Consider the following 15,144-nt stretch of genomic DNA (forward strand, 5'->3'; position numbering starts at 1 on the left):
TTTTGCACCCGATCTCTTTTCGTCAATCTCTGTCAACCACCGTCGACTGATAACCCTAAGGAAAAGCCAACATGAAATTATCCCGTCTGATGAGCCACATTCTCGGAGCCGGCCTCATTGTTTCAAGCATGGCCAGCCCCGCCTGGGCACAAGACCAGAAGTTGCGGCTGATTACCTGGGCCGACTATGTACCCGCCGATGTCCTGGCGCAGTTCAAGAAAGAAACCGGGATCGACGTTGAGCTGACCCTTTCGAACAACGAAGAGATGATCTCCAAGCTGCGTGCCACCGGCGGCGCTGGGTTTGACCTGGCCCAGCCCTCGCAGGACCGCATCACCGGCCCGCAGCAGGAGTTTGGCATCTACAAGCCCATGGACCTCAGCAAGATCAAGTCCGATCTGTTCATCCCGTCCATGCTGGAAGCCACCAAGAAAAACACCACACTGGACGGCAAGGTATACGGCCTGCCGCACATCTGGGGCACCGACGGTCTGGTCGTGAACACCAAGCTGACCAAAATGGCCGACTACCCAGACCTCTGCAAGGCCGACGTCAAGGGCAAGACCGCCGTGCGCCTGAAGCGCCCCACCCTGCTGGCCTTCGCCTTCGCCTCGGGAAAAGATCCGTTCGCACTCTACAAGGACCCCAAAGCCTATGGCGCCTTGATGGACGAAGTCGGCAAGACCATGATCGCCTGCAAGAGCAACATCAAGTTCTACTGGGACAACAAGGACCAGCTGCTCAACGGCATGCGCGCCGGTGAAGTGGTGGGCGCGATGATGTGGGACACCGGCGGCTGGAAGCTCAACGCCGAAAAGCCCGAAATCCAGTTCATCGCACCGAAGTCAGGCGCGCTCGGCTGGATTGACACCTTCGCCATCCCCGCCAAGGGGCGCAACGACGCTGCCGCCTACGCCTGGATCAACTTCAACATGCGCCCCGAAATTGCCGCCAAGGTTGCAGGTTCCGCGGGCAACTTCACCGCGTCCAAGGGCGCTGACCAGTTGGCCGACCCCAAGCTCAAGGCCCAGTTCGCCGCCAGCTTCCCTGAGGCCGCATTGAAGAATGTGAAGTGGTACCCCGCAGTGCCCGCCGGCATTGAAGACATCGAAGGCCGCGTCCTGGACCGCGTCAAAGCAGCCAATTGAGTACCCCCCTGAGTCGCTTCGCGCCTTCCCCCCAGGGGGACGAAATCTGCGGCCCGGCAAAGCCGGTTCCGCGCTTTCGCTGGCCTTTCGCTCGTTGTGTGGCAAGCATCCGGCCGCTGGCAACCGCGGTGGATGACTAAAGCAGGCGCGTCACCCATGCACGCGGATTTGCAAGCCGAGCACGTCGGTAAAACCTACGCCGGCCAGCCCGCCGTGAAGGACCTGTCCTTCACGGTGGAGCGCGGCAGCTTTTTCTCCATCCTCGGCCCCTCGGGCTGCGGCAAGACCACGCTGCTGCGCATGATCGCCGGCTTTCTGTCGCCCGATGCGGGCCAGATCCACATCGGCGGCAAACCCATGAATGGCGTGCCGCCCAACCAGCGGCCCGTCAACATGGTGTTCCAGCATCTGGCGCTATTTCCCATGATGTCGGTCGGCGAAAACGTGGGCTACGGCCTGGCGCGGCGCGGACTCTCGCGCGCCGACATCAACGGCAAGGTGGGTGCCATGCTCGAACGCGTGAGCCTGCCCGGTATGCAGGACAAGCGCGTCGATCAGCTCTCGGGCGGGCAGCGCCAGCGCGTGGCCATTGCGCGCAGCCTGGTGCTGGAGCCCACGCTGCTGCTGCTCGACGAACCGCTGGGTGCGCTCGATTTGAAACTGCGCGAGCACATGAAAGTCGAACTCAAGCAGCTGCAGGCGGCATTCGGCACCACTTTTGTTTACATCACGCACGACCAGTCCGAGGCATTGGTGTTGTCTGACCATGTGGCGGTCATGAATGCCGGAAGCTTTGAGCAGGTGGGTACCCCACAGGCGTTGTACTACCAGCCGCAGACACCTTTTGTGGCGGGTTTTGTGGGCGCCAACAACAAGCTGCACGGCAGTGCGACCGCAGGCGCAGAAGCCGGCAACGTGGTGGCGCTGGCAACCAGCCAGGGCTTTGCTCTGCACGCCCGCGCTGCCGGGAAAATCCTGCCTGGCCAGGCCTTAGAGGCGTTCGTGCGGCCCGAAGCGGTCACCCTGGCCCGTGACGCCGCAGAACTGCCCTCCGCCCATACGGCCTATGCCGGCCAGGTCGAAAGCCTCCTGTTTGACGGCGCCAACTCAGCCGTGTTGCTGCGCGAAACCACCAGCCGCACGGAATTTCGCATCGCGCTGCCGCAGACGGGCCGCTTTGCCGATTTGCGCGTCGGTGAAACGGTGGCCTTCAGCTTCGATCCCGTCCAAGCCACCTGTTTTGGGACTGCCGGCGCCTAGCGCCTGCAGATCATGCGAGCCGCAGCCATCATGCCCACAACGAATTCTGGAGCGGCATCGGCGCAGGCCAAACTCATCTTGGTGCTGTTACTGGCGCCGGCACTGATCTGGCTGGTCGGCCTGATCGTACTGCCGCACATCGACCTGGCCATCCTGTCGCTGCGCGAGCGCGTCGCACCCCGGCAATATGCGCCCAGCATTGCGCAGTACCGCACCTTCATCGACGAACCACTGTATTGGCATACGTTTGTGCGTACGGCCGTCATGTCCATCCTGGCGACGCTGATCACTCTGCTGCTGGCCTTCCCCATCGCCTGGACCATTGCCAAACTGGTGCGCGGCCGCGCCAAGTCGCTGCTGCTGGTGATGTGCCTGATCCCTTTCTGGGTCAGCGAAACCGTGCGCACCCTGGGCTGGATGATCCTGCTGCGCGAATCCGGCGTGCTGCCCGCAGTGCTGGTGCAACTGGGCCTCACCGCAGCGCCCGTCGAGTTGCTCTACCGCGACGCGACCATCCTGGTCGGCCTCGTCTATACCTCCATGCTCTTCATGGTGGTGCCGTTGATCAGCGCACTTGAAAGCCTGGACGACACACTGATTGAAGCGGCCTATGACCTGGGCGGAAACGGCCCGTCCATCCTGCGGCAAATTGTCATTCCGCATGCCGCCCCCGGCATTCTGGCCGGTTGCATCGTGGTCTTTATGCTGACCTTGGGCAACTACCTCACGCCCACACTGCTGGGTGGCAAAAACTCGCTATGGTTTACCGAGCAGATTTATACGCAGTTCATCACACGCTTTAACTGGGAGCAAGGCGCGGCTTTTGGTTTTTTGTTGCTGGGTTTATCAACAGCGATCGTCTGGATTGGCCTTAAATTAACGGGTCAGAAGTTTGGCGAAGTGATGCGCAAAACATGACACACCCCCTCGCTTGCTCACTTCGTGTAGCCTCCATTCCCCTTGCAGGGCGCAACAGCTGCGGCCCGGCAAAGCCGGTTCCGCGCAGTCTCTGGCGAAGATTTGTGGGAGGGTTTTAGATGATCGCCTCCCTGCCCCGCCCTGCCTGGCTTCGCACAGGCACGGTCGTGTACGCGCTGGCCTTCTTTGCATTTTTGTTCCTGCCGCTGATGGTGGTCGCGGTATTTGCCTTCAACGACGCACCCTATCCGGCTCCACCTTGGCGCGGTTTCACGCTCGACTGGTTTTTTGGCAGCAAGGCGGGGCGTACCGGGCTTTTTGCCGATCGCCCCATGCTCGCCAGTCTCTGGACCAGCGTCGTGGTGGCCAGCTGGGTCACGCTACTGGCGGTGCTGGTCGGCACGACCAACGCGTTTTTGATTGAGCGCAGCCGCTTTCCGGGCAAGCAGATGCTGTCCATGCTGATGCTGGCGCCACTGGTGATCCCCGGCGTCATCCTGGGTATTTCCATCCTGGCTTTTGCCAGCCGCCTGGCCCAGGTTGCAGACGACTGGTGGGGGCTGGAGCTGGATTTCCTGCGGCCGGGGCTCCCGTTGGTGGTACTGGGCCAGTTTTCCTACATTGTGTCGATTGCCACACTCATCATTTCCGCCCGCCTGAAGCGTTTTGACATCACCCTGGAAGAGGCGGCGTACAACCTGGGCGCTTCCCGCGTTGCCGTCTTCACCACCATCACCCTGCCTTACCTGAAGCCCGCGCTGATCGGCGCCGCCGCGATCTCGTTTTTGATGTCCTTTGAGAACTTCAACACCACCTTGATGTTGGTCGGCTCGGACGCACCGTTGACCGTCATGATGTACGGCCGCATGCGCGAAGGGGCCACGCCGGTGCTCAATGCCGTCAGCCTGTTCCTGATGGTGGCCTCTGCCGCCCTGGCGTTGACCCTGCTGCGCAAGCCCGTCGGCGGCCCAGGCACCTGAAGCGCCAGAAACACTCCAGGCCGCAACGGCAAAACCAGGCCTGAAACAAGCCCCAAACTGCGCAGTAACAGGCGCTTTACAAAGCTTCCCACGCCTATACCCAAATCACGTGCACGGATGCACAAATCGTGATACGGTGCAACTGTAAATACAGGGCCTGAAGCAGATTTTCACGCCCGGTGGTATCAGCCCGGTTTTGACATTTTTGACCTCACAGGTGAACGGATGCGCAGGCCAGCCCTTTACAGCAGTTCAAACCGTCCGGCGCAAGGCGCGGGTGATGCCGGCGCACAGGCGACTGGGCAACCTACTACCGAATCCCTCCCCATTCCACCCTCCCGTTTTTCCCGCCTCGCCAAACGCCTGGCACGCCACCAGCTTTACCTGCTGTGGTCGGTCGTTGGCCTGCTGGCCCTGCTGCTGGCCATCAGTTTTGCTTCGCCACTGCGCAACCCCGTTCGCAAACTGACACAGGAACACATCAACGCGGCCGTCCTGAAGACGCTGGAAACCACCATCCTGCCGTCCCCCGGAACCCACGCCTACGACACCATCATTCCCTCAGTCGTGCGCATCGTGGGCCTGGGCAAAGACAAGGACGGCAAGGAAGAGGGCGAGCGCAGCGTGGGCACCGGCGTCGTCATCGTCGACAAAGGAATCATTCTGACCAACCTGCATGTGGTGCAGGGCGCCCAGACCATCAAGGTCACCTTTGCGGATGGCCTGGAGTCCACCGCCAGCATCACTGGCGTGCAACCCGAAAACGATCTGGCCGTACTGCAGGCCCACAAGATCCCTGACGACCTGATCGCGGCCACCATGCGCTCCACTGCCGAGCTGGCGCCGGGCGACCAGGTCATGGCCGTGGGCTATCCCTTTGGTATAGGGCCTTCGGCATCGGCCGGCGTCATTTCCGGGCTCAAACGCAACTTCCGTTCGCCCGAAGGCAAACAGATGATGAGCAACCTGATCCAGTTCGATGCCGCCGCCAACCCCGGCAATTCGGGCGGCCCGCTGGTCACCATGGACGGCGAAGTGATTGGCATCGTGACCGCCATCTTCAACCCTAACCAGCAGCGCACGTTTGTCGGCATCGGTTTCGCGGTGCCGATTGAAAATGCGGCCTCCGCCGCAGGCATGCCCCCCTTCTAAAGACTTTAAGGACATCGACGCATGGAACAGCACACGCCCGAACACTCCGCTGCCAACCACGACACTGCGCAGCTGATGGAGCAAATCCTGTACGAAGTCAAACGTGTAGTGGTGGGGCAAGACCGCTTTCTCGAACGCGTCATGGTCGCCATCCTGGCACAGGGCCACCTGCTGGTCGAAGGTGTTCCGGGCCTGGCCAAGACGCTCACCATCAAGACGCTGGCCAACACCGTGCAAGGCAATTTCAAGCGCATCCAGTTCACACCCGACCTCGTGCCGGCCGATCTGGTGGGAACACGCATCTACAACCAGAAGACCGGTGAATTCACCACCTCGCTCGGGCCGGTGTTTACCAACCTGCTGCTGGCCGATGAAATCAACCGCGCACCCGCCAAAGTACAAAGCGCACTGCTGGAGGTGATGCAGGAGCGCCAGGTCACGATTGCCGGCGCTACCCATAAGGTGCCCGAGCCCTTTCTGGTGATGGCCACACAAAATCCGATTGAAACCGAAGGCACCTACCCGCTGCCGGAAGCGCAGGTCGACCGTTTCATGATGAAGGTATTGGTGGACTACCCCACCGACGAAGAGGAATTCGTGATCGTCCAGCGCGTCACCGGTCCGGCCGTGGCCGTCGGCGCCGTGGCCACCACCGAACAGCTGGCAGCGCTGCAGCGCGAGTGCCGCCGTATTTATGTTGACCCATCCCTTGTGCAATATGCCGTGCGTCTGGTATCCGCCACCCGCAATCCGACCAGACATGGCCTGAAAGACTTGCAGCGTTTCATCACCTTCGGCGCAAGTCCGCGCGCCACCATCAATCTGACCGAAGGTGCTCGCGCGCTGGCCATGCTGCGCGGACGCAGCTACGCCCTGCCCGAAGACATGACCGACCTCGTACCCGACGTGCTGCGCCACAGACTGGTGTTGTCGTATGAAGCGCTGTCCGAAGGGCTATCGGCCGATGGGTTGGTTGCCAAAATCATGGCCAAGATTCCCCCGCCCGCCAAACCCTTAGAGCATGAAAAACTCGCAGCGTAGTCCAGCCCCCACTCCCGTCGCAAGCGCCGAACAACTGCTGCGCCGGCTGGAGTGGACGGTGCTGCGCCGGCTCGACGGCCTGCTGCAGGGCGACTACCGTACCCTGCTGCGCGGCACCGGCATGGACCTGGCTGACCTGCGTGAATACCAGCACCACGACGACGTGCGGCATATCGACTGGAACGTCACCGCTCGGCTCGAACAACCCCACGTACGCGTCTTTACCGAAGACCGTGAAATGAGTGCCTGGTTCTTGCTGGACCTGAGCCCTTCGATGGACTTTGGTTCCAGCGAGCAGCGCAAGCGGAACGTGTCCGCCGAATTCGTCGCCGTACTGGCCCGCATGCTGACGCGCCACGGCAACCGCGTAGGCGCCATGCTTTATGGCTCCGGTGTTGACGCCGTGATTCCCGCGCGTGGCGGCCGTCACCACGTGCTGCATCTGCTGCACACATTGCAGGACCGGCCGGAAGCCATACACCTCGGCCCCACCCGTCTGCATGAATTGCTCGAGTCCGCCGCCAACCTGGTGCGCAGGCGCTCCACCGTGTTTGTGGTTTCAGACTTCATCAGCGAACCCGGCTGGGAAAAACCCCTTGGCCAGCTCGCCCGCCACCATGAGGTGGTGGCCGTGCGCCTGCTTGATCCGCTGGAACTGGACCTACCCGATCTGGGGCTGATCCCCATCCGTGATGTGGAGACTGGCGAGCAGCTGTTGGTCGACACGCACGATGCGGGTTTTCGCAAACGCTTTGCACGCATCGCAGCCCAGCGCGAAGCCGAGTTGCGCCAGTCACTGGCGCGCGCCGGCGTGGACGCGCTCGAACTCTCCACCGACGACAACCTGGTTGACGCCATCATGCGGTTTACCGAACTCCGCAAACGGCGCAGCCGGACATCAGGCGCCAATGCAGCAGGCGGCAAGCTGCCGGCCCACCTGAAACATGCAGCCTGAAGCCGCCAAGGAACCCCCATGAACTTCAGCTGGTTGACTTCATTCACCCCAAAGCTTCCCTTGCCGACTTTCCTCTGGCCGGAGTTTTTATGGCTGCTGCTGGCCATTCCGCTGCTGGTGGCCGTCTATGTATGGCTGCTGCGCCGCAAGAAAAAAATGGCGCTGCGCTATGCCAGCCTCTCCATCGTGCGCGAGGCCATGGGCCGGGGCCAAAGCTTTCGCCGGCACATTCCGCCCCTGCTGTTCTTGCTGTCCATCGCCGCCATGCTGGTGGCGGCTTCACGTCCCTTCGCCGTGATCAGCCTGCCTTCGCAACGCGAGACCATCATTCTCGCCATGGACGTCTCGGGCAGCATGCGCGCTACAGACGTCCAGCCCAACCGCCTCGTCGCAGCGCAGAACGCCGCTAAAGCCTTCCTGGCCGACTTGCCGCGCAACGTACGCGTCGGCATCGTCGCCTTTGCGGGTACCGCCGCCGTCGTACAGCAGCCCACTCTCAGCCGCGAAGATCTGACGGCAGCGATTGACAAATTCCAGCTGCAGCGCGGCACCGCTATCGGCAACGGCATCGTCGTGTCACTGGCCGAATTATTTCCCGATGCAGGCATCGACATCGCGTCCATGCAGTACGGACGGGAAAAACCCCGCGGAACGTCACTCGACCAGGCTCTGAACCCCGACAAGAATGCGAAGAAGGAATTCACCCCGGTCGCACCCGGCTCCTACACCTCGGCTGCCATCATTTTGCTGACCGATGGCCAGCGCACCACCGGCGTGGATTCCCTGGATGCGGCCAAGCTGGCAGCAGACCGTGGTGTACGCATCTATACCGTCGGCGTGGGCACAGTGGATGGCGAAACGATCGGCTTTGAAGGCTGGTCCATGCGCGTCAAACTCGACGAGGAAACCCTTAAGGGCATTGCTCGGGCGACACAGGCCGAGTACTTCTACGCAGGGACGGCAGCTGACCTGAAGAAGGTGTATGAAACTCTCAGCTCACGTCTGGCAATCGAGAAAAAGGAAACCGAAGTTTCCGGGCTGCTGGCGCTGGTGGCGGCTGCGCTGGCGCTGATGTCGGCGGGATTGTCGCTGCTTTGGTTTAACCGGATCCTTTGAGCGAACAGCTGCTGCAAATTTCGAACAAGAGTTGTGATGCCTGAGACTGGATCGCCGCACGCCTTGGGCGCGGTCATCATATTGGTTCACGCTATCCATCCCAATTGACTCGCCTAGCCTCTTTGCAGACGGATCGACCACGTCGAGATCAAGTCAATCGTCTCCAGCCCCGACGCTGAATCGAGCGCAGGCCGTCCGTCCCTGAATGTAATGATGATCTTGCAAGACTTCGGACCATCGGCAAGCAACTTCACGAGGTATTTCTCACCGGCCGTCGGCACCACGGCTTGCGAGGCAACGTGATGATTTGCTTTTCATTCTGGTCCGTCTATCGTTAAATTGACGGCGTCTCAGCATCATTCCTGATGTACGTAAGTTGTATAGCCAGACTCACTCTTTAAATGCAACCTGTCACATTGCGTGCATCGCAGCACATTGATGCTGCCGGCATCTACCATTTCATAAAATTTTTCTGACGTCGGCTTGTCCGGCGTAGCCAGTGCATCCTCGATGTTTCCAATGTTCTGTTGAGAGATGAGCTGTAACTCGAAGTCAGACCATCCCGTTGACAAGTTCATCACATGGCCGCAATGGCAAGAGTATTTCGGCATATTCAGTACTTGCCAGCTCAAGCTGGCGAAGGTGACAGCTCAATCTCCATCGCGCTGTCAAGTCGCTTTGGCATTTTCAGAAATTTCCTCCAACCGATCAAGGCGGTCTTGACTTCCGCAAGGCTGCATTTCCAAATTGGCCAGTCTGGATGCTCGTTCTCGGATTGGAGTTCAAAGTCCACATGATCTCGATAGATAGTGACGAACCACGCATTTCCACCACCATAAGCCAGCTCCTTCTCACCACGTTCCAGCTGCTCGATTTGGGCAAGTATGCTAGTGCAACTTTGAGTGGTGTCCACATCACAACTCAACCAGCTACAGAGATATTTGTTATACGGAAGTTGCCAATTAGATTCGCAGCCTTCGATTGAAGCAAAACACCTCAAGTCAATTTCGTTGACGTGAGCTCTAACATTTTTATAGGTAAAGATCAGTTTCATTTATGGGCACTTTGATAGACCGGGAATACCGTAGTGTTTGGAGAAAGATAACCTTCAACCTTAACGCCTGAAGGTGTTTTGCCAACCCACTTATTACCTATCACCGTTTTCCCAGGATCGTTCCAAGCACCATCTATTTCAACCTTGATCCTATCCACAGTCCAGTTTTTGGGGAACATCGAATGGCCATTCGGGCCTAACGGCTTAGCTATCCACTGTGAGGGATTGTTAGGATCCACCATATCTCCACGCCTACTTCTCTTGAGTTTGTGTGACATTGATTCGTTAAATTTTGAATAGGGATCATCATGAATTTGAGATCAGCCACTGTTTTCGGCACGACGCTTCTGTTGGTATCGGCCTGCAGCAATACCCCGAACCCTGCCGAGCAGATGCCACCTCCCTCCGCCACCCCTTGCAATGCGGCCCCAGCCCAATTCATTGTGGGGCGTCAGGCAGATGCGCCGCTTGTGAACGATGCCCGCGTACGGGCTGGCGCCAGAACGGTCCGGGTGCTCAAGCCTGGACAGGTGGTGACGATGGAGTTCAACGCGGAGCGACTGAGCCTGTCTGTGGATGACGCTGGCCGCGTCACGCGCGTCAACTGCGGATAACGCTACCGTTTTCGCAGCGCTCAGTGCTTGCGACCCTTGCCTTCTTTTTCGAGCTGCTGAAGCTGCCGCTTGCGCTTGGCCTTGTTGAGGGACTCGGGCTCTGGGGGGCGGTTGCGCAATGCTTCGGCTTCCCGGGCCTGCAATTTTTCTTTGCGCTTCTTGTCACGAAAGTGCACAAACAGCCGGCCCAGCGCGAAACTGACGGCGCAGCTGATAACCAGAAAAATGATGGCTGGTGTTTCCATGGGTCTTTAGATGGGGTGTTCCGTGGCGTGGGCGCTAATCGGCCAAAAACAATGACTGCAGGTCGTTTAGAAAGTCAAAGCCGCGCTCGGTGGGTTTGACGCGTACGAAGTCGCGTTCGATCAGGCCCTTGTGCTCGGCTTCTTCAAGGCCGCGCTGGATGGCGGTGACGGGCAATCCCGTCTTTTCGGTGAAGTCCTGCAACTTGAAACCGTCGCGCAAGCGCAAGGCGTTGAGCATGAACTCGAAAGGCAAGTCGGCGCGGCTGACTTCGGTTTCTTGCGTAATGGCTTCGCCGGCCAGGGCCTTCTCCATATAAAGCTTGGGCTCCCGGTAACGCACCTGCCGGATCACGCGGTGCGCAAAGCTGAGCTTGCTGTGGGCGCCGGCGCCTATGCCGAGGTAGTCGCCAAACTGCCAGTAGTTGAGGTTGTGAAAGCAACGATGGCCGGGCTTGGCGTAGGCCGACACCTCATAGCGCTGCAGCCCGGCGGCCTGCGTGATCTCGGTGATCTTGTCGAGCATGGCGTAGGCGGTGTCTTCTTCGGGGACTACGGGCGGGAACTTGGCGAAATAGGTGTTGGGCTCGATGGTCAGGTGGTAAATCGAGATATGGGGTGGCTGCAGCGCCAGCGCCTGCCGCATGTCCCGCTCCAGGCTTTCCATGGTCTGGCCCGGCAGCGCGTACATGATGTCGAGGTTGAAGGTATCGAAGGCTTGTGCGGCTTCTTCTACCGCGGCGACGGCCTGGGCCCGGTCGTGCACGCGGCCCAGGGCTTTGAGCTGCCTGTCGTCGAAACTCTGCACGCCAACGGACAGGCGCGTGACACCGGCACTGCGAAAGGCCTTGAAGCGATCTTTCTCAAAGGTGCCGGGGTTGGCTTCGAGCGTGATTTCACAATCAGCCTCCAGCCGAATGCGTGCGCGGATATCGGCGAGCAGACGGTCTATGGCCTGCGGTGAAAACAGGCTGGGCGTGCCGCCGCCGATGAAGATGCTGTGCACCATGCGTCCCCAGATAAGGGGAAGCGCTGCCTCGAGATCGGCTATCACGGCATCGATGTAGCGCTGCTCGGGCATCTCACCGGCAACCTCGTGCGAGTTGAAGTCGCAGTAAGGGCATTTCTTGAGGCACCAGGGCAAATGCACATACAGTGACAGCGGCGGCAATGCGGCCAGCTGCAGCGTGCCGCTGCGCATATAGTGCTGAATATCTTGCTGGGCCATGGAATGGGGAATGGTTACAGCCAGCGCTCGCGCATGAGCTCGATCATCTGGCGTGCGGCTTTACCACGATGGCTGTTAGCGTTCTTGACTTCAACGGGCAGCTGCGCGAAGGTTTTCCCGAACTCGGGGATGTACATCACCGGGTCAAAACCGAAGCCGTTGCTACCGACAGGTGCAGGCGCAATTTCTCCGGCGACGCGGCCGGAGGCAATCAATGGTTCCGGATCTTCAGCCGACCTTACTGCCACCAGCGTGCTGACCAGCGCCGCACGGCGCTGGGCGGGCTCCGCCAGCCCAGCCATCTGCTCCAGCAAGGCCTTGACGTTGTTGTCATCGCCCCTGGCGTAGCCGAACTGCGTGGCGTAAAACGCGGTGTCGACGCCGGGCAATCCGCCAAAAGCGTCCACGCACAAGCCTGCATCGTCGGCCAGTGCGGGCAAACCGCTAAGGCGGGAAGCCTGGCGGGCCTTGGCGAGAGCGTTCTCCACAAAGGTGCGAAAGGGTTCGTCGGCCTCCGGCAGATCTAGCTCGGCTTGGCTGACCAATGTCAACCCCAAGGGGTTGAGCATGGCTTTGAGCTCGGCGAGTTTGCCCTTGTTGTTGGACGCAAGTACGATTTTCTTAAGCAAAATATGCCTCTAGCCCAAGAGAAACATGCGCGAGCAGCTATTAATTTGATAGCGACTGTTTTTGCATGCCGACCAGCTCACCGATGCCTTTTTCGGCCAGCACCAGCAGCGCGTCCATTTCCTTGCGCGAAAACGCGGCGCCTTCGGCGGTGCCCTGCACTTCCACGTAATTGCCGGCGCCGGTCATGACAACGTTCATGTCGGTGTCGCAGGCGAAGTCTTCGGTGTACTCCAGGTCCAGCAGGGGCGTACCCTGCACGATGCCAACCGAGATTGCGGCCACGTGGTCGATGATGGGTGTTTGCTGGAGTTTGCCACTGGCGAGCAAGGTATTGACGGCGTCCTGAGCAGCCACAAAAGCGCCGGTGATGCTGGCTGTGCGGGTGCCGCCGTCGGCCTGGATCACGTCGCAATCGAGATGGATGGTGCGTTCGCCGAGTTTCTTCAGGTCAAACACCGACCGCATCGAGCGGCCGATGAGGCGCTGGATCTCCTGCGTGCGGCCGCTTTGCTTGCCGCGGGCGGCTTCGCGGTCTCCGCGGGTGTGCGTGGCTCGGGGCAGCATGCCGTATTCAGCCGTCACCCAGCCTTCGCCGCTGCCTTTTTTATGGCCAGGTACTTTTTCTTCAACTGAAGCAGTGCAAAGTACCTTTGTGCCGCCGAACTCGATGAGCACCGAGCCTTCGGCGTAGGCGGTGTAGTGGCGGGTAATGCGCACGGGCCGCAGGGCGTCGACCGCACGGGCGCCGCTTCGTTCAAACTGACTCATGATGGATAGCTTTCTGGCAAGTCGCCGGACTGAATAGCGGAGTTGAAAAGTGGAAACAGGAATAGAAAAGGCAAGCCGCGCCTGGGCGCAGCCACCGAAACAACGAACCTGAGTGTCAGGCTTTTCTTGCGGCCGAGCGGCGAATGGCTTCGTTGATCTCGGCGATGGAGCGCTCAATGGTCGCTTCGTCAAGGTCATCAACCACCGTATCCAGCACGCCAGCCTGGATGGTAGAAGCGAAGACGCCGTCCATGATGCTGTCGGTAGACACCCCACGGGTGGATTCGAAGGCGTCAGGGGTTTCCCACTCCATGGCCAGCACGGTGACGTTGTCGCTGTGTTCACCTCCTGTGCGCAGGGCATTTTCGACCAGATCGGGGACGGCATCCGAAACACCCTTGCTGGCTAACTGGCGGACAATTTCCTCGTCGCTCAGGCTGCCCCACAGGCCGTCGGAGCACAGCAGCAGCTTGTCGCCTTGCTGCAGGGTGACGGGGCCGGCGACGTCGAAGACGGGCTTGGTGGGCGAACCCAGGCAGGTAAAGAGGATGTTGCGGTTGATGCGCTCGAGCTTGATGACGCCAGCGCTCTGTTGTTCAAGGTAGGAATGATCACGGGTGCGCGTCAGCAATTCTCCGTCCCGCACCACATACAGGCGCGAATCGCCGCAGTGAACCCATGTAGCGCCGGTGCCCTGCAAAATCGCCGCCACCAGCGTAGTGCGCGGCGTGTCGAGCATCCCTTTTTCGCTGGCATACCGAATGATCTGATGGTGCGCCGCCATCAATGCGGTGGAAAGAAACTCGGTGGTGTCCTCTATGACGGGACGCGCTTCTTTTTGGTACAGCGCAGAAATCGTCTGTAGCGCGAGCTGCGCCGCCACTTCACCTTCAGGATGGCCACCCATGCCGTCGGCCAGCACAAACAGGCCCGATTCGCGCGTGTAGCAATAGCCCATGCGGTCTTCGTTTTTCTCACGCCCGCCTTTTCGGCTTACCTGAAAGACTGAGAATTTCATTTGAATTTCGTCGCATAGCCAGTGGCCTTGCGCGCTGTTTTTTTCGTGTCAGACACCATGTTGTCAAACTGAAGGCGAACCTTTTCGCTGACGGTGAGTTTGGTGTAACGACGCTCACCTTCCCTGCTCAATTCTTTTTGTAATGCAAATACCGACTGCGGCCGCGACAAGGGGTCAAGGGACATGCACCACTCTACAACCTCAATCAGGTTGTCGGAATACACGCCACGCAGGCGAGACAGGGCCAGCGACAAACGGTCTTTTTCGAGGCGCTGCGGCGCATCATTGGGCGGATAACCCTGCATGGTGGCATAAATGCAGGCGCCGATAGCGTAAATGTCGGTCCAGGGGCCCATGGAAGAGTCCCTGCGGTACATCTCTGGCGCAGCAAAGCCCGGGGTGTACATAGGGCGGATGAAGTTGCCTTCCTTGCTCAGCACCTCGCGGGCGGCGCCGAAATCGATCATGACGGCGCGGTTGTCGTCGGTAATGAAGATGTTGGCAGGCTTGATGTCCAGGTGAAGCATCTTGTGCTGGTGCACGATGCGCAGCCCGCGAAGGATTTCATCAAAGAGCGAACGGATGGTTGACTCGCGGAACACCTTCTGCTTTTTCAGCTCACGGGCCGTGATGATGAAATCCTGGAGGGTCCCGCCCTCGAGGTAGTTCATGACCATATAAACGGTCTCGTTTTCGCGGAAGAAATTCAGCACGCTGACGACGGAGCCGTGTGAAATCTGGGCCAGTGAGCGGCCTTCTTCAAAGAAACTTTTAAGCCCCAGGCGGTACAGCGAGAGTTTTTCGGGTTGAACCTGCGGGAGCAACTCCCCCGGGGCCCGGCCAGCCAGGGACGATGGCAGGTATTCCTTGATGGCGACCTGCTGGCCCTCGTTGTCAACGGCCAAGTAAACTACGCCAAAGCCACCGGCTGAAAGCTTTCGCACAACACGATAGCCACCAATCACGGTGTCGGGCGGCAATGGTGCGGGCTTGACCTTTGACATAATTTGGGATGAGCCA

17 protein-coding genes are annotated in these 15,144 nt (G+C 59.8%); 9 read left to right on the forward strand and 8 right to left on the reverse strand.

The features are described 5' to 3' along the window. The first annotated feature begins 71 nt into the window (after window positions 1–71). The 8 genes from ACQ4MS_RS04460 (at window position 72) to ACQ4MS_RS04495 (ending at window position 8,570) form a co-directional block, all read left to right on the forward strand. Window positions 72–1,148 (forward strand): extracellular solute-binding protein, encoded by a 1,077-nt coding sequence (locus ACQ4MS_RS04460; RefSeq protein ID WP_431097998.1) that lies wholly within the window; start codon window positions 72–74, stop codon window positions 1,146–1,148. A 156-nt stretch (window positions 1,149–1,304) separates the two neighbouring features. Then, window positions 1,305–2,408: an ABC transporter ATP-binding protein gene (locus ACQ4MS_RS04465; RefSeq protein WP_431098000.1), complete on the forward strand. Its 1,104-nt coding sequence runs from the start codon at window positions 1,305–1,307 to the stop codon at window positions 2,406–2,408. Window positions 2,409–2,438: 30 nt separating this feature from the next. Further along, window positions 2,439–3,326 carry an ABC transporter permease gene (locus ACQ4MS_RS04470; RefSeq protein WP_431098001.1) on the forward strand — a complete coding sequence of 296 codons (888 nt, stop codon included), beginning with the start codon at window positions 2,439–2,441 and terminating at the stop codon, window positions 3,324–3,326. A gap of 119 nt (window positions 3,327–3,445) precedes the next feature. After that, the gene (locus ACQ4MS_RS04475) at window positions 3,446–4,306 is read left to right on the forward strand and encodes an ABC transporter permease (RefSeq protein WP_431098002.1); all 861 of its coding nucleotides are present in this window, start codon (window positions 3,446–3,448) and stop codon (window positions 4,304–4,306) included. A gap of 225 nt (window positions 4,307–4,531) precedes the next feature. Beyond that, window positions 4,532–5,458: a S1C family serine protease gene (locus ACQ4MS_RS04480; protein ID WP_431098003.1), complete on the forward strand. Its 927-nt coding sequence runs from the start codon at window positions 4,532–4,534 to the stop codon at window positions 5,456–5,458. Window positions 5,459–5,479: 21 nt separating this feature from the next. After that, complete coding sequence (locus ACQ4MS_RS04485; protein ID WP_431098004.1) at window positions 5,480–6,499, forward strand: AAA family ATPase; 1,020 nt, start codon at window positions 5,480–5,482, stop codon at window positions 6,497–6,499. After that, entirely contained in the window at window positions 6,480–7,454 is a 975-nt protein-coding gene (locus ACQ4MS_RS04490) for a DUF58 domain-containing protein (protein ID WP_431098005.1), read from the forward strand. Before ACQ4MS_RS04485 ends, ACQ4MS_RS04490 begins: the two co-directional genes overlap by 20 nt. 18 nt (window positions 7,455–7,472) lie before the next feature. Next, window positions 7,473–8,570: a VWA domain-containing protein gene (locus tag ACQ4MS_RS04495; RefSeq protein WP_431098006.1), complete on the forward strand. Its 1,098-nt coding sequence runs from the start codon at window positions 7,473–7,475 to the stop codon at window positions 8,568–8,570. A gap of 628 nt (window positions 8,571–9,198) precedes the next feature. On the opposite strand, the gene ACQ4MS_RS04500 is transcribed toward ACQ4MS_RS04495, so the two are convergent. Together ACQ4MS_RS04500 and ACQ4MS_RS04505 are read right to left on the reverse strand one after the other, a co-directional pair. Next, entirely contained in the window at window positions 9,199–9,624 is a 426-nt protein-coding gene (locus tag ACQ4MS_RS04500; RefSeq protein ID WP_431098007.1) for a hypothetical protein, read from the reverse strand. Beyond that, window positions 9,621–9,866, reverse strand: a complete 246-nt coding sequence (locus ACQ4MS_RS04505; protein WP_431098008.1) for an EndoU domain-containing protein — start codon at window positions 9,864–9,866, stop codon at window positions 9,621–9,623. The genes ACQ4MS_RS04500 and ACQ4MS_RS04505 overlap by 4 nt, the downstream gene beginning before the upstream one ends. Before the next feature lie 66 nt (window positions 9,867–9,932). Between ACQ4MS_RS04505 and ACQ4MS_RS04510 the strand changes: the two genes are divergently transcribed. Further along, a complete protein-coding gene (locus ACQ4MS_RS04510; protein WP_431098009.1) occupies window positions 9,933–10,238 on the forward strand; it encodes an I78 family peptidase inhibitor in 306 nt (101 codons plus the stop codon). Between the two features lie 20 nt (window positions 10,239–10,258). On the opposite strand, the gene ACQ4MS_RS04515 is transcribed toward ACQ4MS_RS04510, so the two are convergent. The 6 genes from ACQ4MS_RS04515 to ACQ4MS_RS04540 all read right to left on the reverse strand — a co-directional run bounded on the left by ACQ4MS_RS04515 (window position 10,259) and on the right by ACQ4MS_RS04540 (window position 15,128). Beyond that, window positions 10,259–10,483 carry a hypothetical protein gene (locus ACQ4MS_RS04515; protein ID WP_431098011.1) on the reverse strand — a complete coding sequence of 75 codons (225 nt, stop codon included), beginning with the start codon at window positions 10,481–10,483 and terminating at the stop codon, window positions 10,259–10,261. Between the two features lie 34 nt (window positions 10,484–10,517). Further along, on the reverse strand, window positions 10,518–11,708 hold the full coding sequence (gene hemW / locus ACQ4MS_RS04520; protein ID WP_431098013.1) for a radical SAM family heme chaperone HemW: 1,191 nt from the start codon (window positions 11,706–11,708) through the stop codon (window positions 10,518–10,520). 14 nt (window positions 11,709–11,722) lie between these two features. Then, entirely contained in the window at window positions 11,723–12,337 is a 615-nt protein-coding gene (gene rdgB, locus ACQ4MS_RS04525; protein WP_431098014.1) for an RdgB/HAM1 family non-canonical purine NTP pyrophosphatase, read from the reverse strand. Window positions 12,338–12,377: 40 nt separating this feature from the next. Further along, window positions 12,378–13,106 carry a ribonuclease PH gene (gene rph / locus ACQ4MS_RS04530; protein WP_431098015.1) on the reverse strand — a complete coding sequence of 243 codons (729 nt, stop codon included), beginning with the start codon at window positions 13,104–13,106 and terminating at the stop codon, window positions 12,378–12,380. 115 nt (window positions 13,107–13,221) lie between these two features. Continuing rightward, window positions 13,222–14,124 carry a PP2C family protein-serine/threonine phosphatase gene (locus ACQ4MS_RS04535; RefSeq protein ID WP_431098016.1) on the reverse strand — a complete coding sequence of 301 codons (903 nt, stop codon included), beginning with the start codon at window positions 14,122–14,124 and terminating at the stop codon, window positions 13,222–13,224. Continuing rightward, window positions 14,121–15,128 (reverse strand): serine/threonine protein kinase, encoded by a 1,008-nt coding sequence (locus ACQ4MS_RS04540; protein WP_431098017.1) that lies wholly within the window; start codon window positions 15,126–15,128, stop codon window positions 14,121–14,123. Before ACQ4MS_RS04540 ends, ACQ4MS_RS04535 begins: the two co-directional genes overlap by 4 nt. Between the last annotated feature and the right edge of the window lie 16 nt (window positions 15,129–15,144).

It is taken from the genome of Polaromonas aquatica (assembly GCF_050626995.1).
GTDB lineage: Bacteria > Pseudomonadota > Gammaproteobacteria > Burkholderiales > Burkholderiaceae_C > Polaromonas > Polaromonas aquatica_A.

Excerpts from the sequence above, each read along its gene's own strand:
- ACQ4MS_RS04495 (WP_431098006.1), top strand. The coding sequence starts at position 7,473 with ATGAACTTCAGCTGGTTGACTTCATTCACCCCAAAGCTTCCCTTGCCG.
- ACQ4MS_RS04460 (WP_431097998.1), top strand. The coding sequence starts at position 72 with ATGAAATTATCCCGTCTGATGAGCCACATTCTCGGAGCCGGCCTCATT.
- ACQ4MS_RS04490 (WP_431098005.1), top strand. The coding sequence starts at position 6,480 with ATGAAAAACTCGCAGCGTAGTCCAGCCCCCACTCCCGTCGCAAGCGCC.
- ACQ4MS_RS04505 (WP_431098008.1), bottom strand. The coding sequence starts at position 9,866 with ATGGTGGATCCTAACAATCCCTCACAGTGGATAGCTAAGCCGTTAGGC.
- hemW (WP_431098013.1), bottom strand. The coding sequence starts at position 11,708 with ATGGCCCAGCAAGATATTCAGCACTATATGCGCAGCGGCACGCTGCAG.
- ACQ4MS_RS04475 (WP_431098002.1), top strand. The coding sequence starts at position 3,446 with ATGATCGCCTCCCTGCCCCGCCCTGCCTGGCTTCGCACAGGCACGGTC.
- ACQ4MS_RS04510 (WP_431098009.1), top strand. The coding sequence starts at position 9,933 with ATGAATTTGAGATCAGCCACTGTTTTCGGCACGACGCTTCTGTTGGTA.
- ACQ4MS_RS04515 (WP_431098011.1), bottom strand. The coding sequence starts at position 10,483 with ATGGAAACACCAGCCATCATTTTTCTGGTTATCAGCTGCGCCGTCAGT.
- ACQ4MS_RS04485 (WP_431098004.1), top strand. The coding sequence starts at position 5,480 with ATGGAACAGCACACGCCCGAACACTCCGCTGCCAACCACGACACTGCG.
- ACQ4MS_RS04500 (WP_431098007.1), bottom strand. The coding sequence starts at position 9,624 with ATGAAACTGATCTTTACCTATAAAAATGTTAGAGCTCACGTCAACGAA.
- rph (WP_431098015.1), bottom strand. The coding sequence starts at position 13,106 with ATGAGTCAGTTTGAACGAAGCGGCGCCCGTGCGGTCGACGCCCTGCGG.
- ACQ4MS_RS04480 (WP_431098003.1), top strand. The coding sequence starts at position 4,532 with ATGCGCAGGCCAGCCCTTTACAGCAGTTCAAACCGTCCGGCGCAAGGC.
- ACQ4MS_RS04540 (WP_431098017.1), bottom strand. The coding sequence starts at position 15,128 with ATGTCAAAGGTCAAGCCCGCACCATTGCCGCCCGACACCGTGATTGGT.
- ACQ4MS_RS04465 (WP_431098000.1), top strand. The coding sequence starts at position 1,305 with ATGCACGCGGATTTGCAAGCCGAGCACGTCGGTAAAACCTACGCCGGC.
- ACQ4MS_RS04470 (WP_431098001.1), top strand. The coding sequence starts at position 2,439 with ATGCCCACAACGAATTCTGGAGCGGCATCGGCGCAGGCCAAACTCATC.
- ACQ4MS_RS04535 (WP_431098016.1), bottom strand. The coding sequence starts at position 14,124 with ATGAAATTCTCAGTCTTTCAGGTAAGCCGAAAAGGCGGGCGTGAGAAA.